General features: G+C 67.5%; 38 protein-coding genes and 1 pseudogene. All 39 read right to left on the bottom strand.

Features of this window, described 5'->3' with window-relative positions; all coding sequences use genetic code 11:
- Nucleotides 1–39: 39 nt before the first annotated feature.
- Nucleotides 40–774 (bottom strand): N-acetylmuramoyl-L-alanine amidase, encoded by a 735-nt coding sequence (locus ACWFRF_RS20900; RefSeq protein WP_452451754.1) that lies wholly within the window; start codon nt 772–774, stop codon nt 40–42.
- Complete coding sequence (locus tag ACWFRF_RS20895; protein WP_452451752.1) at nt 761–952, bottom strand: hypothetical protein; 192 nt, start codon at nt 950–952, stop codon at nt 761–763. The genes ACWFRF_RS20900 and ACWFRF_RS20895 overlap by 14 nt, the downstream gene beginning before the upstream one ends.
- Nucleotides 952–1,647: a phage gene 29 protein family protein gene (locus tag ACWFRF_RS20890; RefSeq protein ID WP_452451749.1), complete on the bottom strand. Its 696-nt coding sequence runs from the start codon at nt 1,645–1,647 to the stop codon at nt 952–954. Before ACWFRF_RS20890 ends, ACWFRF_RS20895 begins: the two co-directional genes overlap by 1 nt.
- A gap of 18 nt (nt 1,648–1,665) precedes the next feature.
- Nucleotides 1,666–2,211 carry a Gp37-like protein gene (locus ACWFRF_RS20885; protein ID WP_452451793.1) on the bottom strand — a complete coding sequence of 182 codons (546 nt, stop codon included), beginning with the start codon at nt 2,209–2,211 and terminating at the stop codon, nt 1,666–1,668.
- 122 nt (nt 2,212–2,333) lie between these two features.
- A pseudogene (locus ACWFRF_RS20880) lies at nt 2,334–3,269 on the bottom strand (Gp37-like protein); the annotation flags it as partial.
- Between the two features lie 153 nt (nt 3,270–3,422).
- Complete coding sequence (locus ACWFRF_RS20875; RefSeq protein WP_452451747.1) at nt 3,423–4,382, bottom strand: hypothetical protein; 960 nt, start codon at nt 4,380–4,382, stop codon at nt 3,423–3,425.
- Nucleotides 4,379–7,672, bottom strand: coding sequence for a phage tail tape measure protein (locus ACWFRF_RS20870; RefSeq protein ID WP_452451745.1), 3,294 nt, complete (start codon nt 7,670–7,672; stop codon nt 4,379–4,381). The genes ACWFRF_RS20875 and ACWFRF_RS20870 overlap by 4 nt, the downstream gene beginning before the upstream one ends.
- Nucleotides 7,673–7,705: 33 nt before the next feature.
- Nucleotides 7,706–7,960, bottom strand: a complete 255-nt coding sequence (locus tag ACWFRF_RS20865; protein WP_452451744.1) for a hypothetical protein — start codon at nt 7,958–7,960, stop codon at nt 7,706–7,708.
- A gap of 29 nt (nt 7,961–7,989) precedes the next feature.
- Nucleotides 7,990–8,328 carry a hypothetical protein gene (locus ACWFRF_RS20860; protein ID WP_452451743.1) on the bottom strand — a complete coding sequence of 113 codons (339 nt, stop codon included), beginning with the start codon at nt 8,326–8,328 and terminating at the stop codon, nt 7,990–7,992.
- An 88-nt stretch (nt 8,329–8,416) separates the two neighbouring features.
- On the bottom strand, nt 8,417–9,226 hold the full coding sequence (locus tag ACWFRF_RS20855; RefSeq protein ID WP_452451741.1) for a phage tail tube protein: 810 nt from the start codon (nt 9,224–9,226) through the stop codon (nt 8,417–8,419).
- A gap of 70 nt (nt 9,227–9,296) precedes the next feature.
- Nucleotides 9,297–9,698, bottom strand: a complete 402-nt coding sequence (locus tag ACWFRF_RS20850) for a hypothetical protein (protein ID WP_452451739.1) — start codon at nt 9,696–9,698, stop codon at nt 9,297–9,299.
- Nucleotides 9,691–9,960, bottom strand: a complete 270-nt coding sequence (locus ACWFRF_RS20845; RefSeq protein WP_452451738.1) for a hypothetical protein — start codon at nt 9,958–9,960, stop codon at nt 9,691–9,693. The genes ACWFRF_RS20850 and ACWFRF_RS20845 overlap by 8 nt, the downstream gene beginning before the upstream one ends.
- Nucleotides 9,953–10,291 carry a hypothetical protein gene (locus ACWFRF_RS20840; RefSeq protein ID WP_452451736.1) on the bottom strand — a complete coding sequence of 113 codons (339 nt, stop codon included), beginning with the start codon at nt 10,289–10,291 and terminating at the stop codon, nt 9,953–9,955. Before ACWFRF_RS20840 ends, ACWFRF_RS20845 begins: the two co-directional genes overlap by 8 nt.
- Nucleotides 10,288–10,842 carry a hypothetical protein gene (locus tag ACWFRF_RS20835; protein ID WP_452451735.1) on the bottom strand — a complete coding sequence of 185 codons (555 nt, stop codon included), beginning with the start codon at nt 10,840–10,842 and terminating at the stop codon, nt 10,288–10,290. The genes ACWFRF_RS20840 and ACWFRF_RS20835 overlap by 4 nt, the downstream gene beginning before the upstream one ends.
- The gene (locus ACWFRF_RS20830; RefSeq protein ID WP_452451733.1) at nt 10,842–11,081 is read right to left on the bottom strand and encodes a hypothetical protein; all 240 of its coding nucleotides are present in this window, start codon (nt 11,079–11,081) and stop codon (nt 10,842–10,844) included. The genes ACWFRF_RS20835 and ACWFRF_RS20830 overlap by 1 nt, the downstream gene beginning before the upstream one ends.
- 75 nt (nt 11,082–11,156) lie before the next feature.
- The gene (locus ACWFRF_RS20825) at nt 11,157–12,782 is read right to left on the bottom strand and encodes a phage major capsid protein (protein WP_452451731.1); all 1,626 of its coding nucleotides are present in this window, start codon (nt 12,780–12,782) and stop codon (nt 11,157–11,159) included.
- A complete protein-coding gene (locus tag ACWFRF_RS20820) occupies nt 12,779–13,687 on the bottom strand; it encodes an HK97 family phage prohead protease (protein WP_452451729.1) in 909 nt (302 codons plus the stop codon). The genes ACWFRF_RS20825 and ACWFRF_RS20820 overlap by 4 nt, the downstream gene beginning before the upstream one ends.
- Entirely contained in the window at nt 13,687–15,075 is a 1,389-nt protein-coding gene (locus ACWFRF_RS20815; protein WP_452451727.1) for a phage portal protein, read from the bottom strand. The genes ACWFRF_RS20820 and ACWFRF_RS20815 overlap by 1 nt, the downstream gene beginning before the upstream one ends.
- Nucleotides 15,075–15,263 carry a hypothetical protein gene (locus ACWFRF_RS20810; protein ID WP_452451725.1) on the bottom strand — a complete coding sequence of 63 codons (189 nt, stop codon included), beginning with the start codon at nt 15,261–15,263 and terminating at the stop codon, nt 15,075–15,077. Before ACWFRF_RS20810 ends, ACWFRF_RS20815 begins: the two co-directional genes overlap by 1 nt.
- Complete coding sequence (locus ACWFRF_RS20805; RefSeq protein WP_452451723.1) at nt 15,260–16,774, bottom strand: hypothetical protein; 1,515 nt, start codon at nt 16,772–16,774, stop codon at nt 15,260–15,262. The genes ACWFRF_RS20810 and ACWFRF_RS20805 overlap by 4 nt, the downstream gene beginning before the upstream one ends.
- Nucleotides 16,755–17,027: a hypothetical protein gene (locus tag ACWFRF_RS20800; RefSeq protein WP_452451722.1), complete on the bottom strand. Its 273-nt coding sequence runs from the start codon at nt 17,025–17,027 to the stop codon at nt 16,755–16,757. The genes ACWFRF_RS20805 and ACWFRF_RS20800 overlap by 20 nt, the downstream gene beginning before the upstream one ends.
- A 630-nt stretch (nt 17,028–17,657) precedes the next feature.
- The gene (locus ACWFRF_RS20795) at nt 17,658–18,398 is read right to left on the bottom strand and encodes an AAA family ATPase (protein WP_452451720.1); all 741 of its coding nucleotides are present in this window, start codon (nt 18,396–18,398) and stop codon (nt 17,658–17,660) included.
- Between the two features lie 21 nt (nt 18,399–18,419).
- Complete coding sequence (locus ACWFRF_RS20790) at nt 18,420–18,647, bottom strand: hypothetical protein (RefSeq protein WP_452451718.1); 228 nt, start codon at nt 18,645–18,647, stop codon at nt 18,420–18,422.
- A gap of 63 nt (nt 18,648–18,710) precedes the next feature.
- A complete protein-coding gene (locus ACWFRF_RS20785) occupies nt 18,711–18,872 on the bottom strand; it encodes a hypothetical protein (protein ID WP_452451716.1) in 162 nt (53 codons plus the stop codon).
- Between the two features lie 405 nt (nt 18,873–19,277).
- Nucleotides 19,278–19,697, bottom strand: coding sequence for a DUF6221 family protein (locus tag ACWFRF_RS20780; RefSeq protein WP_452451714.1), 420 nt, complete (start codon nt 19,695–19,697; stop codon nt 19,278–19,280).
- Nucleotides 19,694–19,966, bottom strand: coding sequence for a hypothetical protein (locus ACWFRF_RS20775; RefSeq protein WP_452451712.1), 273 nt, complete (start codon nt 19,964–19,966; stop codon nt 19,694–19,696). The genes ACWFRF_RS20780 and ACWFRF_RS20775 overlap by 4 nt, the downstream gene beginning before the upstream one ends.
- Nucleotides 19,963–20,148 (bottom strand): hypothetical protein, encoded by a 186-nt coding sequence (locus ACWFRF_RS20770; protein WP_452451710.1) that lies wholly within the window; start codon nt 20,146–20,148, stop codon nt 19,963–19,965. Before ACWFRF_RS20770 ends, ACWFRF_RS20775 begins: the two co-directional genes overlap by 4 nt.
- Entirely contained in the window at nt 20,145–20,837 is a 693-nt protein-coding gene (locus ACWFRF_RS20765) for a hypothetical protein (RefSeq protein ID WP_452451708.1), read from the bottom strand. Before ACWFRF_RS20765 ends, ACWFRF_RS20770 begins: the two co-directional genes overlap by 4 nt.
- On the bottom strand, nt 20,825–21,280 hold the full coding sequence (locus tag ACWFRF_RS20760) for a hypothetical protein (RefSeq protein ID WP_452451706.1): 456 nt from the start codon (nt 21,278–21,280) through the stop codon (nt 20,825–20,827). Before ACWFRF_RS20760 ends, ACWFRF_RS20765 begins: the two co-directional genes overlap by 13 nt.
- A 37-nt stretch (nt 21,281–21,317) precedes the next feature.
- Nucleotides 21,318–21,674, bottom strand: coding sequence for a hypothetical protein (locus ACWFRF_RS20755; protein ID WP_452451705.1), 357 nt, complete (start codon nt 21,672–21,674; stop codon nt 21,318–21,320).
- Entirely contained in the window at nt 21,674–22,162 is a 489-nt protein-coding gene (locus ACWFRF_RS20750; RefSeq protein ID WP_452451703.1) for a RusA family crossover junction endodeoxyribonuclease, read from the bottom strand. Before ACWFRF_RS20750 ends, ACWFRF_RS20755 begins: the two co-directional genes overlap by 1 nt.
- Nucleotides 22,159–22,674: a hypothetical protein gene (locus ACWFRF_RS20745; protein ID WP_452451702.1), complete on the bottom strand. Its 516-nt coding sequence runs from the start codon at nt 22,672–22,674 to the stop codon at nt 22,159–22,161. The genes ACWFRF_RS20750 and ACWFRF_RS20745 overlap by 4 nt, the downstream gene beginning before the upstream one ends.
- Nucleotides 22,667–23,239, bottom strand: coding sequence for a hypothetical protein (locus ACWFRF_RS20740; protein WP_452451700.1), 573 nt, complete (start codon nt 23,237–23,239; stop codon nt 22,667–22,669). Before ACWFRF_RS20740 ends, ACWFRF_RS20745 begins: the two co-directional genes overlap by 8 nt.
- The gene (locus tag ACWFRF_RS20735; protein ID WP_452451698.1) at nt 23,232–23,966 is read right to left on the bottom strand and encodes a hypothetical protein; all 735 of its coding nucleotides are present in this window, start codon (nt 23,964–23,966) and stop codon (nt 23,232–23,234) included. The genes ACWFRF_RS20740 and ACWFRF_RS20735 overlap by 8 nt, the downstream gene beginning before the upstream one ends.
- Entirely contained in the window at nt 23,959–24,270 is a 312-nt protein-coding gene (locus ACWFRF_RS20730) for a hypothetical protein (RefSeq protein ID WP_452451696.1), read from the bottom strand. The genes ACWFRF_RS20735 and ACWFRF_RS20730 overlap by 8 nt, the downstream gene beginning before the upstream one ends.
- The gene (locus ACWFRF_RS20725) at nt 24,263–24,628 is read right to left on the bottom strand and encodes a hypothetical protein (protein WP_452451694.1); all 366 of its coding nucleotides are present in this window, start codon (nt 24,626–24,628) and stop codon (nt 24,263–24,265) included. The genes ACWFRF_RS20730 and ACWFRF_RS20725 overlap by 8 nt, the downstream gene beginning before the upstream one ends.
- Nucleotides 24,621–24,806 carry a hypothetical protein gene (locus ACWFRF_RS20720; RefSeq protein WP_452451692.1) on the bottom strand — a complete coding sequence of 62 codons (186 nt, stop codon included), beginning with the start codon at nt 24,804–24,806 and terminating at the stop codon, nt 24,621–24,623. Before ACWFRF_RS20720 ends, ACWFRF_RS20725 begins: the two co-directional genes overlap by 8 nt.
- Nucleotides 24,799–25,131, bottom strand: coding sequence for a hypothetical protein (locus ACWFRF_RS20715; protein ID WP_452451690.1), 333 nt, complete (start codon nt 25,129–25,131; stop codon nt 24,799–24,801). Before ACWFRF_RS20715 ends, ACWFRF_RS20720 begins: the two co-directional genes overlap by 8 nt.
- Entirely contained in the window at nt 25,121–25,366 is a 246-nt protein-coding gene (locus tag ACWFRF_RS20710) for a hypothetical protein (RefSeq protein WP_452451688.1), read from the bottom strand. Before ACWFRF_RS20710 ends, ACWFRF_RS20715 begins: the two co-directional genes overlap by 11 nt.
- Nucleotides 25,367–25,391: the final 25 nt, after the last annotated feature.

Genomic DNA, 25,391 nt, shown 5'->3' with positions numbered 1-25,391 from the left:
ACCGAAACAACGCAGGCTCGGGCAGCCTGTTGGGCCGCTTCACTTCCCGACCGCCTTACGGATGAACGCGGCGATCCCGTCGCGCAGCGTCAGCTCCTCCCCCTTGGCATTACGGCCGAGCGAAGAATCCTCGCCCCACTTCGGCAGCTTCGGGCCGAGCTGCTCGCGGATGTAGCGCACGTCGTCGAGAAGCTGCTTCTGTTCCGCATCGTTCAGTGCCATGAGAGGGCCTCCTTGCTCGGTGGTGAAATCGCGGATGTGCGCGGCGAAGACATCCCAGGGGAAGCCAGGGCCGACGTCGGTGTGTGTGCCCATGCCGAGGATCTGGGTCACGTAGTTGTGATCGGAGATGCCGGACCCGCGCCGGTACGGCGGGGCGATCACGGTGGTCGGGATGCCGTACCGGCGGCAGTCCTGCACAGCCAGCCACGCAGCGATCTCGATGCCGTTGCCCATGAGGTCGAGCCACTGCTGTCGCGACCAGCCCGCCCGGGATCCGGCGAAACACAGGTTGATGCTGATCGGATTCGCATTGAGGACCGACCACGAGCAGAGGTCGGTGTCGACGACGTCGCAGACCACACCGTTGTTGTCGACGGTGTAGTGGTAGCTGACGCCCGAGCTCGGGTTCTGCAGGTACCCGGCCAGGGACTCGGCCGTGCCATTTCCCTCCTGCGTGTGCAGGAAGAAGTTCGTCACACGAGCGCCGCCGCGCCCGTGACTGTTGCCCGACCATCGTTCAATCTCGCGGTAAGCGGGCTTAGCCTTTGGCATCGTTGGCCTCCTTCTGAATTGGTGGACGTCCGCCCAGCGAGACGGGTACGGCGGTCAGGATCTGCATGCGTGCCAGACCCTTGCGTTCCAGGGCGAGTACGCGACCGGTCTCGACAGCGTCGGCATCGACCAGGTAGTCGAGTACCTGCGCGATGCTGTGCTCGGTCGGGTCGAACATCAGCCGAGCCCGAGGTGAGCGACGATCCGGTCAGCGACGTCACGGCCGACGGTCGTCGAAGCGGTCGCGTTGGTCAGGCCGAGATTGCCGAGGACGACGAGCAGCTCGTCGACGGTGGTGTTGAGTCGCTGCGCCAGCGCGGCCACGGTGTAGGTCATCGCGGGCGGGCCGGGCCTGTCCTTGTCCGGCAGGGCCTCGCCGTCGTAGCCGAGCTCGGCGAGAACCGCGCCGCGGATCTCCGCGCGGTCCGCGGCCGGCAGTTCGCGCATCATCTGCGCGACCGTCTTCCGCTCCGGCTCGGGGGTGTTCACGTCGACCCACTTGCCCGCGGCCGTCCAGGGATTGGCGGTCGCGTTCACCGGCGCCTGCCACTTCTGCGTTGGCTCGGCGACCGGCCGGGCGCCGAGCACCCACATGCGCCACGACAGCAGCTCGAAGTACTCGGTCGGCATCATCAGCGGCGCACCGGCTTGTCCGGGCGGCGCGGTGTACATCCACAAGAACGCCTGCCTCGGGTTCGCGAGGTCGCAGTTCTCGCGGGTGGGTACGCCGCGGCCCTCCCAGCCCGGCCACTTGTCGTAGGTCTTGCCGTCGACACGGCCGCCGACGATGCGGCTGATCTGCTTGTCCTCGCTGGTCTTCTTCTGCTTCGCCGTGCGCTCCCGCGCGCGGCGCTGCTGTCGCGTCTCTTCCATCGCAGACCCTTCCTTGCCTCAGCCGAAAAGCCCCAATTGCTGGATGGCGTCGGTGAATTCCTCGAGCCGTTCCCACGCACGGGCGACCGGATCCTGTAGCGCCGCAGACGACCCGATCGTGATCAACCACGTCGGCTTGGTCTGCCGGTCCCACTTGAGCTCCACCTTCGACACCCGGTCCATGTAGATGCGGCCGGACTTGTCGCCGCGGATGGTGAAGCCGCACCTGTCGTCGAGCCACACGTGCCCGGCCTCGCCGATGACGAACGGGCTCGCATCACGCGCACCGAATTGGACGGTGTCGTATGCCCTGGTCGCCCAGAAGCCAGCGCGGAGGACGAGCAGCGAAGAAAGGGTGTACGCCTTTCCCGAGGACGACTGGAACAATTCGAAGTAGCGGGTCCAACCTTGCGTCGCGGCGCGTGCCGCACTACGTGCGACCATGAACGCGAGCAGGGCGTCGGTGTATATAGGCGACAAAATTGCATCGACCGTTCCGCCGATAGGCGGCACGACGATGGCGGCGGCGATGAGGTCGCCGACCATTTGAATGAATGCGGAAATTCCCTCGTTGACTGGCGAGATCGCCGGTGCCCCAACCCTTTACGAGTTGGGGCACCGACGACCCCCGGCATCGAGTGCCCGCCTGTGACGACTTGGATTCCCTTGCTTGGTGTTCTTCGGTATTTGTATCGGTCGAGTCCGCTAATCTCTCCGTCTCGCCATACGACGAACGGCAATATCTTCTGCGTTCGTGGTGGCGCGTTCGGGTCGTAGTACTCCGGCGGAATCGAGCCATCGGCGATCAGCGACTCGGACGAGTCGATCATGTCGCCGACGAACTCCCGGACAGTGCGCACGAGTCCGTCCCAGATGGTGCCGCCGTGCGCGGTGCCCGAGTAGGTGCCGGACCGGTCCTCGAAGCGGACGATCCTGGTACCGGGCCGCAGGTTCGCGCCGGGCCACGGCTCGGGGTCACCCTCCTCGTAGATGTCGATCTGGCAGCAGACTTCGCCGTCGTCCATGATCGGCCCGGCCATGTCGTGGAAATTCTTGAATCGCGAGATCGCGATTCCCCACAGCACACCCGAGGCCATGGCTTCGATAAAGCTGATCGGCTTGACGACCATCGAATACGTGGACTGGTCGAGGTCCCCGCGCTGGTCCGGGTCCATGGGGTCGGACGGGACTGCCCACCCCGAATTCTTCTCTCGCTGGATTTGGAAATCCAGCATGGCAGAAAGTATCCACGTAATCGGGCCCGGCAGAATGAAAACTTGCGGCCACTGGATCCACTCGGGGAACCACGGATTACTCCAGCACGAATACCATTTCAGCCGTTCATAATCGGTGAGGAAATTCGCCGTGATGATCTGATCGCCGGTCTGCGGATCGAGATCGAGATCGATAGTCTCGACGAGTCCGCCGATCTTGCTGCCGCAGTACGTGACGATGATGTTGACGCCGCGACCTTCGTTGTTGTCGAGTCGCTGCTTTTCATCGAACAGCCATTGTCCGACAGGCGAATCGAACGGCACCGGCAGAGAGATCGTGCCGGTGTCGTTCGACGGCAGCACGAGCGCCTGCGAGTACTCGTTCTGCACGAGGTGCTGCAGGCGCATCTCGGCGTCGAACAGGCGCACGACCGGGTCGGCCGCACCTAGCCGCAGCTGTCGCCGCTCTTGCTCGCGGGTCGCTACCCAGATCGCCTCGCACTGCTCCTCGAGGGACAGCCCGAAATTGATGTCGGTAACCGGTGTTGTCGGTGCGGGCATCTACCACCCTCCGATCGGCAGCGGCCACAGCCGCGGCATCACGAGCTTCGCCATGGCGCCGACACCCGAGGGTGCGCCGGTCACGCTCACCGGTAGCTCGACTGGTTGTGTCCACGGCGGGATCTCGTACTCGAAATATCGTCCGGGGACTGGCATCTGGCCGAGCAAATTCGTCCCGTGCGCATCGCGGACCATGAGCGCATCGGGGTCCAGGTCGATCGTCGCGCCGCCCTGCACGGGCCCGATCGGCGGCATGAGGATGTTGCGCCCGCTGTCGTCGCGGCCGGTGCGCTTGGACCGGCCGAGGTAACGGTGACGCGGCGGGCCCTCGATCGACCGGTCGGGGATGGTCCATTCACCGCGGGTAAGGATCCACTTCTGCCACATCGGGATCGGCGATGGATTGCTCACCCACACCGACCCGGTACCCGACGTCGAGCCCGTCGACCACGTCGAGGTTTCCGGCTCGGAGTACCAGAGCGGTTGCCCCGACCTCAGCGGCAACACCGGGTTTGCGTGCCGCCGCACCAGCGGGTCGATGCCAGGGTTGAAGTCGACTTCTTGCCGCAGCTGAATGTCGAGGAATCGTGACACACCCTTCGGCGAGATCGCCTCTATCCGCGCAAGTTTCGAGTCCCAGTCGTACTCGTCCTCACGGAATCCGACGGCGTTCCACCACGCTGACATCAGCGTCTCGGGGTCGACACGCACACGGTCGGGGACGAGGTGGAAACCAAGGTCGGTGTCGCGCGGGTCGTACCACAGGCCCTTCATCTTGCCGCCGCGCTGCCGCGCCCCCGACGCCCACGCCGTGCGCGTCGGGGGAACGAACAGCCCCTTCATCTGATCCTTCGCACACCACACTCCCTCGGCGCCTGCGCCGTCGCCGTGTACGTGCCAGGTCGAGCCGTCGCACCCGTGCAGGATGATCGTCAACCCGGTCGAGCTGCGGTCAATCATCGCGACCCTCCGAACTGGCTGATCGCACTGGACTGATTGACGTTCTGCTTCGCGAGCTCACTCGCCATCGCCGCGGTGACCTTGTCGTAGATCGTCGACACGAGCGTCTGTATTGCGCCGCCCGAGCGGGACAGCCCGACCGTGCCGAGCGCGTCGTCGATCTGTCCGTCGAGGAACGACGTGCCGACATCACCGAACCGCCCGACGCCGGTGTTCCATGCCTCCTCCAGGGTCTGCACATCGGAGGTGCCTGTGCTGCTGCTCGATGAGCTCGATGCGGTGTCCGACGTGTCGGCCGTGGTCGGTGAGGTCTCCTGCAGCGTGCTCGTGGTGCCGGTGCCGCTGCCCACGATCCACACCGGCGTCACCCCGGCGGGGACCTCCTGCCCGTTGTAGGTGCCGCCCCCACCACCGGCAGAGCCACCACCACCACCACCGCCACCGGCAGCCCCGCCACCGCTCGCCGTCCCGCCGCCAGCGGCCCCACCGGACCCGCCACCCGGCGAGGTAGACGCGCCACCAGACCCGCCGAGGCTGGTGTCGTCGGTCGCGGGCGGTGACCACAGGTCACGCGGCAGATACCACTGCTGCGGCATCGTCTCCGGACCGTCGGCCGATCGCCCGTACTGCACGCCGTTGGTGCCGTCGGACTCGACGTTGGTGCCGAACAGGTCGCCGACCATGTGCCCGCCCTCGCCCACGCCACCATTGGTGCCGATGGTGAAGCCGGTCGGATCCGAGCCGCGGACGAAGCCGAACGAGGCGAAGTCCGAGTCGGTGGTGAATCGTGTGTTCTTGCCGGTCAGCTGGTTGTAGATGCCGGACTGGTACCACGAGCAATCCTGAGACCCGTAAATGTAGGGCAGACCGTCGCGGCCCTTCGCCCACGACACCGCGCGCTGCCCGGCGATACCGCCGTCGGCGTAGGAGTCGAGCACGCCGAGACGACGCCCGGTCTCGTACCAAATCGGGATCGACCGCGAGCGCTTCGACTCCGCGCCCGGGATGAAAGCTTCCCAAGGCCCCGCGTCCTTCTCGGCCCACTGCACCAGACCGTCACCGCGGCCCGGCATGATCAGCGCGTCACTGGGCAGCTTGCCGTTGGCGAAGGACAGGATCCCGCCGTCTGCCTGCTTGGTCGCCCACGGCGACGCCTGCGACACAACCAGATCACCGTTGGCGACGCGGGCCGACAGCGTCACCTCGGCCTGCAGGGTGACCTTGCGGTTGGTGTTGCGGTTGAGGAACGCGTCGATCGCGTTCTGACCTTCGGCGGTCTCCGCGAGAAGCTTGAAGTCCTTGGTGCCGGGGATCTCCTGCACTTTGATCCCGACCTTGCTCAGCTCCGCGATCACCGCTGGGCTGTTCTCGGTGATCGTGATCGTGTGCTCGTTCGGCAGCGCGTACACGGCGTCACCGAGTGCGCGCGTGACCATCTCAGCCTGCGTCGCCTCGGCGATGTTGGTGGCGATCCCCTCCCGCATGCTGTCCAGGCCGGGCCGCACCGTGTTGTCGATCCCGTCTGCCATCGACGTTGCCGCAGCTGAGAATCCGGCGAACTTGTCGTCGAGATCCTGCATGGCCTGCCCGAACGACTCCAGATCGTCGGAGCCGGTCAGCTTGCCGACGACCGTGGCCACCATGCCCAGCGGCTCGACGACTTGCTCGATGATCCCGGCGGTGGCCTGCCCCATCATCGACATGCCGCGCAGGACCGCCGAGGCCATCGCCAGCATCGCGTCTCCGCCGACGAGCGCGGCCTCGGCGAGCTTGCCCATGAATCCGAGGATTTCGGGCTGGTGCTCGCTCACCCAGGTCGCGACCTTCTGTAGCTCGGGGCCGAACGCCTGCGCCAGTGCCATCGAGATCTCATCGGTGGACATCTCGATGGATCGCTTCGCGGATTCGATGCTGGTGGCCGCGTTGCCACCCATCGTGTCGATGACACCCTGTGCCGCGCCCGAGACATCGCCGAGTTTGGTCACTGCCGCCGACGGGTCCCAGCTGGAGAAGACGCCGATGAAATCGCCTGCCGTGTCGCCGAGTAGCGCCTGCGTTGCCGCGGCCTTCTCCATCGGGTCTTCGATCTGGCGGATCGCGTCGAAGATCTGGTCGAACGCGGCGACCGCGTCGGGGCCGCCGCCCTTGAGCTTGCCGAACAGCTCGTCGGCGGGAAGCTTGAGACCGACCAGGGTCTCCTTGATCGTGTCGCCTTCCTCGTACATCCGGCGACCGAATTCGCGGAGCGCGTCCGCTGCCCGGTCGGTGCTATCGGAGCCGAGGTCGATCGACTGTGCGATGAGAGCCATCGCGGTCTTGCCGTCGAGGCCGGTCTGCTTCCAGCCCGCCGAGTACTCCTTCACCGAGTCGATGAGGTCGTCGCCCTGGAGACCGACAGCCCGGTATCCGGCGGCGAGGACGTCGAACGCCTCCTCAGCACTGCCGGCCAGATTGTTCTTGAGCAGGTTGCCCGCGCCCTTGGCGGTCTCCTGCATGTCGCCGCCCATGAAGTCGTTCAGGCCCGACAGCTGCGAGATCACCTGCTGCACACTCTGTGCCGTGGCGTTCGGGTCGAGCAGACCGGCCTGGATCGCCATGCGCGCTGTGTCGAGGTTGTCGCCGACGGACTCGCCGAACGCGTCCGCGTAGGCGCGCGATGCGGCGGCGCCGATGGTGCGCATGGTGGCGTCGTCGACGCCGAGGCGAGCCTGCGTCAGGTCGAGTTCCTGCTCGCGCTCCATCCCCTGCATGACGCCCTTGGCGAGTAAGCCACCGGCCGAGAATCCCGCGACACTGAACACCGTGCTGAGCGCGGCGCCGATCACCCCCGCCTTACCGCCGAGGGACTCAGCGAGCCCGGACGCGGCTGCTTCGCCACCGGCCTCACCGGCGCCCTGCCCGGCGTCGCCCATGGCGTCACGCATGTCGCCGCCCGCCTGATTCGCTGCGCGACGCAACGCCTCTCGCAGGTCATCAGCGGATCGATCCCACGCCCGGCCGAAGTCGCGGCGCATGTCGTCGGCTGAGGACTGCGACGCCTGCTGCGCACCGCGCTGCATGGCCTGCCGCAGATCGTCGGCCGACTGATCCCATGACCGGCTGAACGATCGGCGAGCGTCGTCACCGATGTTGTTCCAGGTCTGCCCGGCCCCGGCCTGGAACGAGGTGCGCATGTCGGTGGCGGACTGGTCCCAGGAACGCTGAAGCTGGCGACGGGCATCGTCGGCGATCCGGCCGAACGCTCGCCCGGTGTCGCGGGCGAGATCGTCGGTCGCGGCGGCCAGATTCACTACACCGGTTGCCAGTTCGACGGCGATGGCGCATCACCTCCTTGCACTCGCTGCGCCTGTCCACCAGGCGTCGAATTCGTCGACGGGCATCGCGTCGGCTTTGGTGCCGACCACTCGCCGGTCCTCGGGTAGGGCCGCGTTGGCCGCCACCGCGGCATCCTCGGCTGCTGCGCGGCGTAGGTCGCGCAGCAGCACGGAGGACTCCGGGGGTTTGGCGATCCACGATTTGAGTTCGAACCACGAGACGGTGCGGCCGATCTCGTGGATGCTGCGTCCGATCGCGAGCATGTCGACCGCGATGGCCTCCGAGTGCTCGTTCAGGAAGCGTCGGAGGCCGAGGATTCCCCCTCGTCCACCTTCGACGAGTCCTTCCACGCGGTGTGCAAGGCGGTGAGCTGGTCGCGGTGCAGACGCATCCTGCGCAGCGTTTTCCCGATCGCTGCGTCCTCGGCCTCGGCTTCGCCGATCGCGTCGACCAGCCCGAGGAAGTAGTCGCGGTTCGACATCGGCGTGATGGCCGCCTTGTCGATGAACTCCTCGCCTTCCGGTGGAAGGAACTCCAGCTTCGGCAGACTCACCGTCTTCGCGCCGAGCTTGAACTCGAACCGGTTGATCTTCAGTTGTCCCGCGGGAGGCGGGATTTCGAACACGGACATCGCAGGCCCTCTCATTTCGCAGGCCACGACAAGGGTCCCGACGGCGCGGCGGGCCTGCGAGGAACCGCGCCGTCGGGGTTCAGGGGGGTCAGGCGAAGGTCACCGCGAACCCGGCGGATGCGCCGGTCGCGTTGGTCGCCACAATGTTGTGGGCGCCCGCCGACTTCGCCGGAGTGGTGATGACCAGGTGCTGGTCATCGACGATGAAGAAGTCAGCCGCCGCGGTGCCGCCGACCGTGACGCCGGTGGTGCCGACGAAGTTGCTGCCGGTCAGGTACAGGATGTCGCCGCCAGCGGTGGCGAGGTTCCCGCTCGGCGCACGGCTGGCGATCACCGGAGCCGACGCCGCAGTGCCGTTGTCGTAGTAGCGGTAGACCTTGCGGCCGTTGTCGTCCTCGTAGCAGGTGAGGGTCACGTCGAAGGACTGGAGCGCGTTGCGCACCATCGGACCCTCGGTGCAGGCGGTGATCTGCCCGTTCGGGATGACGAACCGGGTCCGCTTCGCGTTGTCACGCATGTTGAAAAGCCACGGGTGGATACCGAGGGGCGAGCCGGTCTCGTGGACGGTGGTCAGGCTCCCGACGGTGGTGACGTTGTCCTCGCCGAACACCTCGCTGAGCACATCGCTGTCGAGCGCGGCGTACAGCTTGATCTGGAACTTCGAGCTGTGGTTCTCCTGGGGCGAGTAGATCTCCTTGCCCGCCCAGTCGTAGATAGAGGTCGAGGTGCGTTCACCCGCAGGGCGCAGCCCGTCGTCTGCGACGTAGCCGAGCGCGGTGAATCCGGTGGTCGCCGAGTCGACGCCGACCGGCAGAGCCGTCCCGGCGGGTGCGACCATGACACCGCCCGTGGCCATCGGCACGGCAACGGCGATATTGGCAACGGAGTTACCAGCCATTTTCGTTGTTTCCCTTCAGGATTCGCAGGCCCTGATGGGTGGGTGTCTCCCTCCGCTGCCGGGGGAAGTCTCAGATCACCTCACCGTCGACGAACAGGTCAACGGTGAACTGGTACCGGGGCCCGATGTCGGGCTCCGGGAAATTGGCCGGGCCGCCGACAGTGACGACATCGGCGACGAACACACCGCCGAGCGTCTCGCCCTCGGTCGCGCCCGCCAGCGCGTAGGTCAGTCGGCACAGACCCGACGCCGCGGGCTCGGTGGCCGCCCAGCACTCGACGAGCAGCCGCACCGAGAAGTGCCCGCGCGTCGGTCGGGTGGTGCCGATCTGCTGCACGCGCGTCATTCGAGCTGGGCGCGTACGTGGGACCTTGGTGCCCACGTACGCGGTCTCGCCCCGGCCGCTGTACGCCGACACGAGGTAGGCCACGAACGCGGTCTCGACATCCGGCGACGCGACGACCTCAGCCACTCGCCCGCCCGAAATTCCTGACGAGCGTGTTGTTCTCGCCGTTGTCGATGCGGGCCTCTTCGCTGCCCGCGACGACCGTGACTTGGTGGCGGCCCTGAGGGTCCCGGGCGCCCTGCTCGCTGTACATGAAGTAGCCAGCCTCCTCGCCGCCGCACGCCTCGAGGATCTTGCTGCCGCGGCGTTCCAGATCGGCGACGACACCGGGCGCGGACCGCAGCTCGTAGAACGCGTCGATGTTGAATTCGAGCCGGTCCTCAGCCATCGACCCTCCTCAGATTCAGCAGCTTGCGACGCGCGCGACGGCCGGGCCCGCGGTCCCAGCCCGACGGTGCGCCGATCACCTCGAACTCGGCGGTGTCGAGCACCAGGCGGTCATGCGGTGACACCGCCAGCGAGGAAGCGACCGCGGCGACCATGTCGACGACGACGCGGTCATGCCCGGCGAGCTGAGGCTCTGATGTCGAGGCCGGCCACCAGATCGCAGGCACATCCACCGGGGCGGCCCACACGGGGATCTCGTTGCCGTGATCGTCCCTGCCACCGGTCTCGGAGTAGACGCGGTGACCGGCGGTGTGCTGGAGACGGAACCTCATCCGAGGGTCTCCAGCTGGTAGTTGCCCAGCATCTGCGCGACCGGCATCGGCAACCCCGCTCCCGACCCTCCGTAGGTGCGGGACTCGTTGAACGGGCCCCACGCCTCCGAGAAGCTGGCGAGCATGTCCGGGTTGTCGTACAGCATCCCGGCCATGATCAGGGTCGCGGTCTTCACCTCGTCGGGAACAGGGTTCCAGCCGTGGGTGTAGGTGATGGTGATCGACCGCGGCGTGCACGGCCACCGGCCACGATGGATCAGCTTGCCGTAGCCGGTCCAGTCGTACTGACTGCCGACCGTGAGGACATCGCCGTTCACCGCGACCGACTCGACCGCGGTGAGTCGCAGCGTCGGCAGCCACAGCGACCGACCACCAGGCCCGTCGAGCACAGCGTCGGTGACGGTCTCCTCACTGATCGACCACCCACCACACCAGGCACGGACCATCCCCGACGCACCCGCTACCGCCAGGTTCGCGGCATCGGTGTCGAACTCGTCCTCGTCGAGCTGTTTCCACTGCCTCAGTTCGGTGGTCGAGATGAGCGGCGCCATCAGGACTTCGGCGTCCCACTGGTCTTGCGGGTACTGACGGTCCGCTTCTCGCCGGGCGCGGCAGTGGTCTGCTCGACGGCACCGGCGGCGCGGTTCGCCGCGACCTCCACCGTCTCGAACAGGTGCTCGCGACCCTTCACATCCGGGTCGTCGCTGTCGACCAGATCGCCCGGACGCACGACGCGCGGCACCCCGGACTTGTCGGTGTAGGAGAACGCTTCTCGTGCTCGCAGGATCATGACTGGTTTCCTCTCTCGCTGGCCCGAAACCATCGAGGGCGCCCACGATGGACGCCCTCGATGGGGTGGTGATTGCTATGCGGTGGTGGCCACGTTCAGCATCCGGAAGGCGTTGACGTTGGTGATGTCAGCGCCCATGCGGGCGTGCGCGTACCAACCGCGCTGACCGGACGGCCGGTTGTTGCCGGTGTGGAACAGATGCGGGATGAACTCGACGGTCATTCCGATCCGGTCCGCGATGACGTAGTGCTGGAAGTCACCGGCGATCAGGACGTGGTTGTCCGAGGTCGCGGCGGCGTTGATCGTGCCGTCCATCGCCTCGGCCTCGCCGACCGGACGGCCGAGCAGGGTGTCGGGGCGGCCGTTGCCGACCGTCGCCCACAGCCCGGCACCACCGGCGGTATCGAACGATCGCAGACGCGAGTAGATCAGGTTGTTCGCCAGCCACGCCGCCCGCGCCCGGTACCGGGCGGGGAGTGCGTCGTAAGTGGCGTACACGTCCGCCAGAGCGAAGGTCTCGGCGGTGGCCGGGCTGGTCTCGGCGGCGGTGCCGTCGAGGGCGGTGACGATGCCCTTGGGCTGGGTGGTGCCGTTGCCGGTGATCAGCGCGACGGCCTCGAGATCGTCCTTGCCGCCCGCGAGCAGCTCGGCCACGGTCGCAGTGACGTTGGCCTCGTCCTCGAGCGCCTCGATGGTGATCGGCACGAAGCCCTGCGCCTTGTAGATGTCGATCGTCGGCTGAGCGAACGTCGGGGCATCATCGGACACCTCGGCACCCTCTGCGTCCCACGACCACGACACGTTGCCCGCGCTCACGCCGTGCCACTTGTCGCCGGTCGCGACGACCTGCCGCGCGAACTGGCGGATGTCGTTCTTCGACCCGGCCGAGGTGTTGATGACCACCGGGTCGAGCTGGAACGGCACCAGGAAGCCGCCGTTCGCGTCGGTGAGCGACATGGCGCGCACCTCGGAGATAGCCCGCTTCTCGTCCTCGGTCAGCAGATCCTGATGGTTGCGCGCCATCTTCGACCACGCCCGCAGGTAAGCGGGGCTCGAGGATGCCAGCACCTGCCGCGCGAGGGTCGACTGCTTGTCGTCGAACCGCTCGACGATGATGGTGGCCGCCTGACGCACGTTGTCGTTGGCGCCCTGCATCTTCTCGATCGCCGACAGCGCACGCGCACGCAGCTCGGCGGAGACTTCCTCCTGCGGGCGGCCGAAGGTACGAACCTCTCGCAGATCCCACGGGTTGCGGAACCGAGCGTCCTCGACGCTGTCGGGCTCGAGGATGGCGTCGCGGTCGTAGTCGCCGCGGCCGGGCGCCGCGGAGCCGACCGAGCCGCGCTCGGTGCGCAGGCCGGTCGCGCTGAGACCGGTCGCCGCCGAGCGCACACGCTCCAGCTCGGCGCTGCGCTCGAGGCGCTTGCGGTGCTCGTCGACCTCACCGAATTCGCGGGTCAGCGACTCGAAGTAGGTCTCGTCCTCGGGGGTGAGGGTGTCGAACTCCGCGAGCCGCTCCAGCTCGGACTGCACCTCGCGCAGGCGGTTCACGCTCTGCGAGTGGGTGAGGGTCGGGGCGTTGCCGGTGTTGCCGTCGCCGGTGCCGTCACCGCCGAGGACCGGCCAGATCGGGACGCCGCGCTTGGTCACGCCGAGTGCACGCAGACCGGTCTCGGCATGTTTGGGCAGATTGACGCTCATTTGCGCTTGCCTTTCTGTTCGATGTTGAGCAGCACGTCACGCGACTTACGCACCCACAGATCGATGGGGCGCTGGCCGCGCTGAGGGGATGACGGGCGCTCACCTACGGAAGGCGTGGATCGCTGCGCGTCGGATACCGGGCGCTCCCCTACCGCCGGGGCGGTGGGTTGCTGCGGGGCAGTGTCGGCCATGTCCGCGAGGAACACGGCACGAGCGAGCAGCTTGCGCTGCTCGGGGTCATCGAGGTGCGCGAGGTCGATCACCTTCGAGCGCACCGACACCGAGGTCTCCGCGTAGGCCGGCCACACGACGGGGCCGATCTCGGGGACCTTCAGTTCCTTCAGGGTGCGGACGAGTAGTTCCTCGTCCGGGATGTCTTCGTACCAGGTCTCGCGCAGCTTCTCGCGCAGCACGGCCTCGTCACGGATCGGGGTCCCGTTCGCGTCCGCCCATGCCTCACGCACGACGCTGAACCGGAACGACATGCCGTTGATGGCCTTGCCCTTGATCGCGTCGCGCACGGGCTGCATCAGCCAGTTGTCGAAGATGCGGCCGATGACGTGTGCGCCACCATCGGGGGCGAGTACCGGGTCGGTGTCCTCGCGGATCGTCTCCAACTGTGCGATCGGGATAGACCCGATCAGTGGGTGGTGCCCGTGATCGAACTGGACCTTCGGCGGGGTCTCCCGGAAGCTGCGCTTCATCGAGCCCGGGGCGATCACCTCACGGAACTTGCCTTCCCATGAGTCGATGATCGTCTCGCGGTTGAACACCGCGCCGTAGCCGTCGAGAGTGAGCCCGTCGTCGGCGTCGTCCTCGTCGACGGCGCGTAGCGAGAACGGGGCCTCGCGCAGAACCTGCTCGATCGGGGGCCGCTCAGCACGGCGCTGCTCGGTGACACGCATCAGGAATCTCCCTCGGTCGGTGCGGGATCGTCCCCGCTCGGGGGCGTCGTAGGCGTTTCGCCGGCGCCGGGCTTCTGGAGTTGCACGGAGAACAGGCCAGTGTGTTCCAACAGGCGGATGTCGTCGGCTTCCACCGCGGCCACCACCGACGTCGGTTCGTACCCGGCGTCGATGTAGGACCGGATGGTGCGGGCCTTCGTCTCGGCGATCGTGGCCGCGTCCGCCTCGTCCTCCCGCAGGAACGGCACGTTCGATGCGTCGTACCAGAGCCGGACGTCCAGCCCGCCGTCTCGGCCGGGGCGCGGCATGATCGGCTCGATCGACCCGGCGATGTTCTGCCACAGCGGATGCGCGGTGCCGTCAGCCAGGCGGCGCCGCGCCTGCCCGTAGTTGCTGTACGTCGCCGCGGCCAGACCCTCAGACAGACCCACGATCACCGGCGGCACACCAGCCGCTGCGGCGATCCTGGTTTCCCCACCGCCGCGCACGTCCTTGAAATCGATGTCCTTGAGATTCGCGCCGACCACTGTCGCGTCAGCACCGGGGTACAGGTGCAGCGTCTTGTACGCGTTCGCGGGGCCGCCGTGCTTCTCCTGCATCATCTCGGCGAACCGCTGGACCTTCTCCATGGACGCGTTCACGTCGTGCTTGACGACCATGTTCGGTGTCGCCCCGTTGTCGAAGAACGCGCGCTGATGGCGGCTCATCGACTGATCGGCCTGGATCTCGCGCAGGATCGGGGTCAACCAGCTCATCCCCCGGAACCGCGCCATCGGATCAGGGATAGGCGCGTAGTGCGCTACCTCATCGGCCATGAACACCGCCGGTTCGGCGCCGGAATTCTTCCCGCCCTCGGTGTAGAGGTAGCCGAGCTTGCGATACCCGACCTGCCCGCGCCGGTCCGCCATCTGGCGCGGCTCGAGCACCAGATCAACCCAGTCCGGGCGCAGCCGCACCATCTCCGTGCCGATCCGCACCCAGTAGGCATTGCCCGCCAGGTCGGCATCCTGGATCGTGCGGCTCAGCAGATCCTGTGTGGTACCGCCCGGCCAGGGCCGCTCGAGGATCGACAGATCCGGCACACCGAACGTGTCGGACGGTTTGCCGTCACGCAGCCGCTGCCACCGGAACCGGATCGAGCTGAACACCAGTTGGCGCACCAGCATGCACGAGAACACCACGCTGTTGCCCGCGTACGCGCCAGCCAGACCGACGAACGTGTTCGCGGCCTGCTCGGTCGTCTGCCCGGCCAGCGTCTGCGTCAGACCGCCGTAGCCGTAGCCGATCCCGTTGAACGTGAACGTGTTCAGCAGCTCGGCGTAGTCGTCGATCGTGGTGATCGACGGCACCGACCGCTCGCCCTTGATCCGGGCGATCAGCGACCCCATCAGCGCTTGCCCACGCCGCGAGGACTGCGCAGGTCCGCCGGATCGAGCAGCAGCACCGCTGCCGTGATCGCCAGGATCCCGGCGGCGACCAGCGCCCACCCGGCACCAGCCAGCACGGCCACACCAGCCACCACCGACACCACACCGCCCACGGCGATCGCCAGCAGGATCAGGGCTACCTGCGTCATTCCCAGAACCCCCAAACCTCTGTTTCGGCGGGCTCTTCCGGCCCGTGGTCAATGAGTGCGTGCACCGCCACCGTCGCGGCCTCCAGCCGTTCGTCCGTCCCGTCCGCCCACACCCAGCCGTTGCGCAGCTCGCGCTTGGCCGCAGTCGTGGCCGCGAACTCGAAGCCCTCGTCGCCGAGGTGGCGCAGCTGGTCCTCGGTCACCGCGTCGAAGAACTGCCCGCATCCACGCGCCCGGTCGGCACCGTTCACGACGATCACCTCGACGCCCACCTCGCTCAGCGCCTCGGTGATCGCGGTGATCAGCGAATCCGCCGCGCCGGCCACCGCCACCGCGCACGGACCGAAGTCCTTGGCGAGCTCCTTAAGCCGCGGCGCGATCCACGCCGTGCCCGGCAACGTGTGGATGTCCCCACCGCGCCGGGCCGTGACGATCTCGGAGTGAATCAGCCAGTCCGACCGGCGCCCGGCCACCGAGATCGCCGCCGCGGACCGATCCGGCGCCAGGAACACCCCGAACGCCACCGGGTCGGACGGCTTCGACGCCGTGTCCTTGCACGCCGTCCACTGGTCCTCGCTGAACACGGTCGGGACCTCATCGGCCGTGATGGGCTCCTCCCACCAGCCCATGTGCTCGCGCATGAACTCCTCGGGCGGCTCGGACTCGCGGAACGCCTGCATCTTCGCCAGCGTGATCCGGCGGCCGAGAGCGGAGTTCGCGACCCGCCAGTTCTCCCGGTTGTCCAGGGCGCAGCCCTCGACCTCGCCGTACTCGTGCGTGCAATCCTCGGCAACACAGCCGCCCTCTGGCGCGCAGTACTCCATGTACCCCAGCGAGACGCTGCCACCAGCGCGGCCACGGTCACGCAGGCGGCGCAGGATGTGCGAGTTCGCCCGGCCCGCCGACGAGCCGTAGGCGACCTGGGAATCAGGGCGTGCGGCCAGCGTCGGCAGCAACGTCCCGATGTGCGTCGGCGCCAGCGCGAACGCCTCGTCAAGGATCACCTTGTCGCCCGCCAGACCACGAGTACCGCCCTTGGTGGTCCTCGCCTTGAACAGCACCCGCTGCCCGGTCGCCAGCTCGATCGACTCGTCACCGTTGCCGCGGTAGATGCCGTTCGACCGGCCGGGCGCCAGCCGCTTGCTCATCGATGGGCATCCCTCGATGAGCTCGACCAGGTCGCGGAACGCCTCCTCGGTAGGCGTCATGTCATGCGCAGACCAGACGATCGTGCGCTGCTCGAGCACATACAGCCACCCGAGCACCGCCTGCTTGAGCAACCCTGTCTTGAGGTTCTGGCGGGCCGCGATCACGGCGAACTCGAACACCAACGGGCCGCCGGTCTCGGGGTGGATCGCGAACAGGACGTCGAGCCCGAGTTCCTGCTCAGGGTCCGGCGGAAACCCGGCCAGGGTCGAGAGGTCGGCGACCTCGGGCCCGTAGGTCTCCACGTAGTCCGGGTGCGTGAAGTGCGCGGGGTCGAGGCGGCGCTTAGCCAGACTTGCGGTCACGGCGCAGCTTCAGCTCGTCGATCGGGTCCACCTCGGTTGATGCTCCCTTCATCGCCTCGGCCTGCACCGTGCGCAGCTCCCTGCTCAGTGCCGCCAGCGCCGTGCCGGACGCGCTGCTCATCGCCTCGGCCAGTGCCACGGCCTGACGACCCAGCACGGTGTCCAGGCGACCGGCCGCGTCCAGCGTGGCGCGCACCGCCTCTACCAGCGGGTTTGTGTTCGCCGGGGGTGCGGCTGACGGCAGGGTCGTCACGACGGGAGCCGCAGCGGGCGGGTCGCTCACCGATCGCCGACCGGAAGATTTCCGGCACTCCGGGGAGCAGTACTTGGCGTTCCGGGGTTTGCTGGCTGGAAGCTTTCCGGCGCAGTAGTCGCAGTATCGCACCGGTCACCTCCGCTCAAGCCCCGCGCACCCGGGCCCGGGGGACCGTAAATCTTCCGGTCAGCCCTCTGACCTGCGGTTATGGGGGCAACGTAAATTTTACGGTGGCCAGGTGGCCGAATCCGGCCCGAAATCGACCGTAAATCTTCCTGACTTGAGGTTTGCTGGAAGTTACTCGGCGTGTCGCGCCGTTTGGGCTTGACACCGTGGCTTGCGTCGTGGTAAAAGCCGCCTCGCCGTTCGTGAGGGAGAGACAGAGCGACAGGCCGAAAGGAGTCGGGCTGACCTGGGCCGATGCCCTCGCGAGCCCCCCTCCCCCTACCCGGTCACTGGCCATCTTGTCAAGGGATTCGACACAGGAATATTTCCTGTCCTGCTCTACTGTCGCTCATGCACACCCGAGGCTCGATGTCAACTCAAACAGGCATCGGAATTCCTCCGGCCAGACTGGAAATCTTCCGGTGGCTGAGCTGGGGATTCTCCGGCTCGGATCATCCGGGGTCACCAGTCTCGGGAGCGGGGCGGTGGACCGGAAGATTTCCGGTCGTGGGCTGAGGCCGAGGCGCGGCCTCCTGCTCGGCCACCGGCGGCGCGGTTGCAGTGGACGTGCTCGGGACCACGGTAGCGGGTGCGGTCGTGGTCGTCGTGTCCGAGGTCCCACGGTTCGCCGGGCTTGATCGCCTCGGTGCATCGCCAGCATGTGGCCTTGCCGGATTGGACGATCGGGGCGAGGGCTTCGCGGCGCTTGCGGTGGTCTTGGCCGTATCCGCGTTCGGTGGTTGTCTTCCGACGCTTTTGCACTCGAGGCTCTGACCTGCCGGTTTGCGTGGGCTTACCGTTCTGCAGGTCGCGCTGGTCGTACCACTTCTTGATCGCGCCGTGCATCCACCAGGGGCGCTCGGTCTTGGCGCGTTCCATGACCACCGCCTTGCCCGGGTCGATGGTGATGATCTGGGCACCGGCCGCCTTGTAGCGGGCGAGCAGCTGGGCGCTGGGGGTGGAGTGGATGAGGTAGACGTCGCACTGGTGGGTGAGGGTGAGTGCCTTGTCGATCGCGGCTTGCCGTGCGGCTTTGGTGACGGCCTTGATGGTGTTGGGGTGATCGTGGCTGTCGGGGTCGCGGTCGGGGTTCAGTGCGAGGGCGAGGCGGTCGTAGTCGATGACGATGTCGCCGGTGCGGGCGTGCTGTCGGCAGTAGGTGGACTTGCCGGCGGCCGGTGGTCCGATGACGACGTACAGCATGGCATCACCTCACCGGAAGATTTACGGTGCGAGACCCACGACCGACGGCGACACGTCGGCGGCCCGGCAGACTGCCCGCACCTGTTCGCGCTGCTCGTCGCTCATGGTCGCCACCTCGGCGCGGATGGCTGCGGCCACTCCGTCGAGTTGCTGCCTGATGGGTGCGAGGTGAGCCGCTACGCCCGCGTCACGCAGGTCCTGCATGGTCGGTCCCGCTGCGCCTTCCATCCACTGCTCGGTCATGGCCATCGGTTCCACCTCGCTGTGGTGACGACGAGCCCGACCGCCCACGCGAGCAGGCGGTCGAGCCAGTCAGGCATGGTCCACGACGGCATCGGACAAGCTCTGAGCTATCGCCTTGCCTGCTTCGGCGAAGACGTTGTAGTCGGGCACGGGCTCGACGTGGCCGGGCGTAACCGCGTACGTGATCGGCAGCTCGACCGTGGCGACGTTGACTGTCTCGCCACCGTGCACACGGATCAGGATGTCCGCCTTGATGACGTCGGGGGGCTGTGGGCCATCAGAAGGTCCAGCGGCCCATCGGCACGGTCATAGGCAGTTCGAGCGTGCGCACACCGAAGTGCCCGCACCCGAACAGCAACGACAGCAGCTCCAGCATCAGAGGATCGCGGTGATGAGCGCGACGGCGACAGCGGCGAGTACCTCGCCCCACTCGACGGCGCCAGCAGCAGCGGACACGGCAGACGACAGGGCAGAGAACAGCATGATGCTCCTCGGGTCATAAGTGGGGGTAGGCCCGGAATCCCTGAATCGGGGCCGGAAACGACGAAACCCACCTCGGAGGGGATGAGGTGGGTTCCTAGCGCGATAAAACTCGCGCCACGCGCTGAGCGTAGCAATTTGCGCGTCCGTAAGCGATCACCCCTGGTCGGGTGTCCACTCCGGCTGGTAGTCGGGGTGCTTGTCCCAGATCGCGGCGACCCCCGCGAGCGTCTCGGCTAGCGCATTGATCCGACCACTCGCATACTCCGAGTCGCCGTCCATACCGTTCGTCATGAGCCCTTGCGCTGCGAGGTCATCCACGCGCGCATCCTCGGCCGATTGGGCTGCGGCATAAGCGATGAGGACCTTGCGGACCGCTCTCGCCTGCCGCAGCACGCGGTCAGGGTCGTGGCGGGCGAAATGCGCGTCCGACGTCATCGCCACGCCACGGTCGACATAGAGCTGCATCCTCACCCACGGCGCGTCCGATGGGTCGTCGTACCGAAACCGGGCTGCCCGTGTCGCTGCCGCCTCGTCCTCGTCCAGGCGTGCCGCGACGAACTCCGCGATGGTCATGCGTCCAGCCTCCTCATCAGCTCGGTCAGGGTCATTTCCTCGTAGATCCAGCGCTGTTCACCCGCGGTGTTCTTCCACGTGATCGTGAGCATGATCCGTGGGTCATCACCGGCCGTCACATCGGAGCCGCCGCAGCCCTTGTCGAGCTCCTCCTCGATACTGACGATCTCGGCGGGCGTACCCCAATCGCCGTGCGGTCGCATCTCCTCGAGGTACTTCGGAAGCCAGGCCAGCACGTCCCGGTGGAAGCCTTCGCGCCAGCCGCTCACCGGATCCGCCTTCCCTCGTCGTCGTGCGTCCGTGCGGTGATCGTCCACTCGCCGCCGGTGCCCTCCACGTCGACCACCTCGGCGTAGGTGAGCCCTCCTGCCGGGTGCGTGAAGGCAATCCTGTCGCCCCGCCGAATCGTTCGGGGCGGTTCGGTCCAGGGCCGCTCGTCCGCCGCGCTCATCGTGCCCCCTTGTCTCGCCGACGGATAGGCAGCTGCAGGTGTGCGTCGAGCACCTCGCCGACGACCCACTGTGTGGGCCATCGCGGGTGCCATGGTCCGGGCGCGGGTCGGATGAGCCCGGCCTCGGCGAGGACGTGCACGCGCCGTTTGGTGAGCCAGCGCCATTCGTCGCCGAGCTCGCGGGCGAGGGCGGCGATACCGGCCGGGTTGAGGCGCAGCGCTCTTGCCTCGGCGAGCCGGTTCTCGTCGACGTGCAGGATCCGTCGGGGCGGGCAGGCGATCCACTCGGCACGATCGATGGCGTCTTTGATCTCGTCGCGTGCTGTCTCGGATCCCGGGATCATCGCGAGGGTCTCGAGGTTGCGCAGCAGCCACCGTGAGAGCCCGGGTGTGGTGTCGGCCCCGTCGTAGTGGCACTCGCGGTGCTCGCACACGACACGCACCCAGCCGCCGAGGGTGTTGTGTAGCTGCTCGGCGGCCTCTTGCGCGGCGATCGAGTACGGGAGCGGCTGCTCGGACGGGCGCCGGTGTGCGCCTCCCCCGCGTTCGCCGAGGCGGTCTTGCCGCATGACGGTGACGGCGAGATCCTCGGCGAGCTCGGGAACCTTGTACAGGTGCTCGCGGATCAGCTTGATGTCGTGGCGCGCGATATACCGGTGGTCTGCCTCGGTGGCGTTCACATCTGCCACCCGCGAATTCGGTCGTACCAGCCCTGTATACGGGCGAAGGCGCGCGATGCCGGATCGCTAGCCCCCGGTGCGGCCATCTGGCGTACCTCGTCAGGGTGCTCGTCGCGCCACTGCTGCCAGCTCGGATCGGTGAGCTTGTGCGTGATCCACTCGGGCACATCGGGTGTTGGCGTGTGCCAGCGCTCCCCGCTGATGCAGCGCTCGCAACGCTGGCGCAGGCCCTCGTCGTCCTCCTCCTCGGTGTGCTCCGGGATGGAGTAGTGCAGGTGCTTGTAGCAGAAGTAGAGTCCGCAGCCCGTTTCGCCGCCGTACGGCTCACCACCGCACACGTAGTCGAGTCCGCGGTGAATCTCGGCGCCACACCCGGGTTGGTCGCAGAGCGCTGGCACGCCGTATCCGATATCGCGCTTCCACGTGGTGTCGTATCCAACTGCCCAGCCCATCAGTCCTCCTCGGGTCGTTGCCTGGTCGCCTCGCCGCTCATGGGCGGTCGTCTGCTGGGTCGTCGCCGCCCTGCAGCAGGTGGATGATCCGGGCGACGTCTTCGGGCTCCCACACGAGGTAGCGCATGGCCGGGTCGTGCAGCCCCTCGCGACCGATGTCCGTATCGACGGGGTACGCCGCACCGGTCACGTTCATCTCGTCTTCGCGCTCGAGCAACTGGCTCGTGCCGTCGTTCTCCGGGCTGCTGATCGACCGGTAGTAGAAGTCGTCGATGTACCCACACGGAGCGACGAAGATGTCGAACCCCTGCGGCCACCCGGCGCCGGGGTGGTACTCAGCAAACGGTGTGCCCTTCGGCATGGCCTGTAGCTCGGCCTTGCTGACGATCTTCATCAGCCCTCCTCGGATCGACGAATGGCGATCTGCACGCCAGATGGCTCGCCGGGCAATGCAATAGCCTTCGTGGCGAGTAGTTCGATCACCTGCGAGTCATCACGCCAGGCGATCCCGGTGAGCGCATCGAGCACCGCTCGTGCCAACTTGTCGACGTCTGGGCGCTTGGTCGCCGCTGGCGTGCGGGTCTTCGGAGCCGACTTCGGCCGCGGCATCACGAAGTCGAGCCGCACGAGCACCGCACCGTCCTCGATCAACTCGAACCCGTGGTCGTGCGCGGCCAACGCAACCCGCTCACGCCACGGGCCGACTGCTTTTGACGACTCGACGAGGATGCCGCGGCCGACGTGTCGTTTGCTGCCCTGCGGCGCCGGTGCGCCAGGGATGAACAGCGGGCCAGGAGCCGGTTTGAAAACGAGCTTCCCGTCATCGGTGACGCACTTTTCAACCTGATGGCCGTGGATTGCGAGCAGTCCCTTGATGGTCAATCGGTCACCTCCCGCAGCTCGACCACGATCGCCTGGTACCCGCCGCCGGACAGCCAGTCGTGACACCGGTTGTCGGCAGCGTCGCGGCTGCCGTCGAGGATCACCGTGTCGATGAACCAACCGCGCCCGTCGTCGACTGCCACGGCGTAGCCGACGAGGGTGCCGGGTCCTCCGGGCGGGACGGATGTCCAGACGGCCACGCCGCCGGGGGCCGGTGTTTCACTGAGCGAGGTGTGCTCGCTCGGCATCAGGGTCCGGCCGGGCTTGGTGACTGGCGGCAGGTAGCCGAGCAGTATCGGCTTCGGCTGGGCGGCCTCCAGCTCGGCGACACGAGCGCGGGCATCGGCGGCTATCTTCCGCGCGCGGAGAATGGCGTCGAGCATCGTGTCGATGGGCAGGCACTCGTTGTGGGCAGCCACCTCGCCCAGGTGGACGTGCTCGATGTGGACGAGGTCGTCGACCACATCGCACTCACAGACTGGGCACAGCGGGGTGTCGGTGGTGTCAGTCACGGTCGCTCACCTCCCCGTACTGCTGCTGCCACTCGCGGAAGTCGTCGTCCTCGCGGTCGATGTCGATGCCGTGCGCGTGGTGCAGGTACTCGATGAGCTGGGAGTGCTCGCGGTCGGCGGCCTCCAGCTCGGCGACGTGGGCACGCAAGTCGGTGCCCTCGATGTACAACGCGTCTATACGGGAGCAGTACTGACTGCTCTCGTCGCGGGCGGTCAGCAGCTCGGCGGCCATCGAGTGCAGCCACGGCCGCACATATGCGGTGCCCTCGTCTGGATGGACGTACTGGGTGATCCGCCGCAACTGCTCGTCAGACAGGAGCGCCGGTTCGTCGCCGCCGCGGATCTCCCGCTCGATGTCGCCCGAGTGGCTGGCATGGGCGACCGCGAGACGACCGATCAGGCCCTCCCATGCGTCACGGTCACTCAGGTCACGGAAGACCGCGACCTTCCGGCCGGTGGCGTGTTGCCACATCCATCCCGCAGGCCCTTCGCCGATCTCGGTCCAGTCGTGGGCCAACATCCACGCCTTCGCGCTGTCGAGCAGGGTGGTGCCAACGTTAAGCATTGGCGAACTCCCGTCCGACGATCTCGGCGAGGTCGCGCACGTGCCCCTCGTCGATGTAGGCGGCCCCATGTCTGCCGTCGAACAGGTAACCGCGCGCGTAGTTCATCGCGCCGTTCCATGTGCGCCAGTTCTCGAGTGACCACCAGCGCTGGAACGCACCAGTGCGGCACTTGTCGACGAGGTCTTGCCCCCATCTCGCCGCGGCTATCGGGTTGCCCAGCGCCCACCACTCGGTCAGGTCGGCGATGGATCTCAGCGGGTTGCCGGCGGGCAGCGCGGTGATGGGGTCGCCGGGCGCGGCGGCCCACCATGTCGGCAGGCCGTAGATGGGTCGCTCCCCCGCGATGCCGTAGCCGGGCGCTGGTGGCCGGTGCGGCATTCCGGCGCCCGGCGGGCGGAGCGGGTCGGCGATGAGCGCGCACGCGTACACCTCGAGGTCGGGGTGCGCCCCTGCGCCGATCTCGGCGGCGAGGCTGCCCGCGATCCCGGCGCCCTGCGAGTACCCGGCGATGATGACCGGGTTCGATGCGCGCCAGATCGCTCGCATGAGCGCCGCCCGGCCGAGGGCGCGAGACTCGGCGTAGGGCGCCTCGAGCCCGCCGTACGTGGCCGGGTAGGGCACGATGCTCGGCGCGAACCGCTGTTGGTCGAGGGCGTTGGAGAACGTGGTGGTGATGGCGTCGCCGCGGGGCGAGCCGGTGCCGGGAACGATCAGGACGTCAATCACGGTCGGTCTCCTTCGGAGTGGTCTTCTCGCCGGGCTTATGGGGCACGGTCCATCCGAGTTGCTGCGCGAGCTGGCGACGAGCTTCCGCCCCGCCCTGCCACCGGTAGTAGTCGTGCGCGGAGTCCGGGCCCGCGTTCGTGCACGCGGTGATGTACTCCGGGCGCTGGTCTATGTGGGCGCAGACCTTGACTTCCACCTGGCGCAGCTCGAGCAGCTCGACAACCAGCGCGCGCGGGTCCGCCAGTCCGTAATCCCCGGTGTCGACGAGCTCGAGTAGCTGCTCGTCGGTCAGTCGTTCAGACATGTTCGGTCTCCATTTCGGGCAGGTACACGGTGCGGATGGGGCGCCCGTCGCGGTGCACGTCGGGCAGTTCGACGGGGTTGCAGAGCTCGCACTCGTCGTCGCCGTCGTCGCCTTCGCGGTGCAGCCAATCGACGGCGCCGATGCCGACTGTGGTACGGCCGTACACGTCGATGTAGGCGCTGATGGCGTGCTCGCCGTCGACGTAGGCGACGCGGATGTCATGGCCGCGGCCGGGGCGCTCCTCGGGCTGGTATCCGATGACGAACGCGCTGACGTCGTCGATGTCGACGCCGTGCTCCTGGGCGAGCGCGAGCAGGGCGGCGAGTTCCTCGGTCTGCCGAGCGGTGAGGTCAGCCATGGTCGGCGCCCTCGGCGACGATGCCAGCAGCGAGGGCGCGAACGGCCCGCTCGGTCGGGCACAGAGTGTGGCCCACGAACATCGTCCAGTCGCCGATGTCCAATTTCCATCGCTCACGGTCCGGCAGGTTGGTCACTGTGATCTCGTCAGGCAGGGCGAACAACGTCAGCTCAGCCACGGTCGACCTCCTCGGTGGGGACATGCACGAGGTGGACCCGCGCGCCGGCGGCCAGTAGCCCGGCGCTGGTTCTCGCGGTCGTGCGGTACTCCCAGATGGCGGTGCCGTCGTAGTCGCGGTCCGTCATCTGCCACCCGGCGCCGTGGTGGTCCACCACGATCGAGTCCACAGGCAGCGCGTCGAGCTGGGCCGGGTCGGTGATCACCTGGGCGGGCGGACGCACGCCCTTCGCGAGCAGCGCGCCAGCGAGCTCGTAGGGCTCGGTGTTGCCGCGGTCGAACTCCCAGAAGATCAGGTCGGTCAGGGTGTCGCGGTCACTCGCCATCGGAGACCGCCTCCTTCTGGTTCACGCGCAGGTCGTAGACCGGCTGCTCGCCATCTAGCGGGCCCGCGGTGAATGTCGCGTCGTAGCGGACGACGTCACCCTCGGAGATCGGCTCCCCGAGCGTGAGGTGCCCGAAGATGACCGCGCCCTGGCTCGGCCAGAACCGGACCGGGATGCGGCGCGCGGGCGTTTCGGTGGGGTCCAGTCGGATCGTTAGCCCGGAGTCGTCGGCCATTTCAGTTACCTCGGGTCGCGGTCGA

The organism is Nocardia sp. NPDC055165 (genome assembly GCF_053606985.1).
This window is presented reverse-complemented; position numbering and strand designations above follow the sequence as displayed.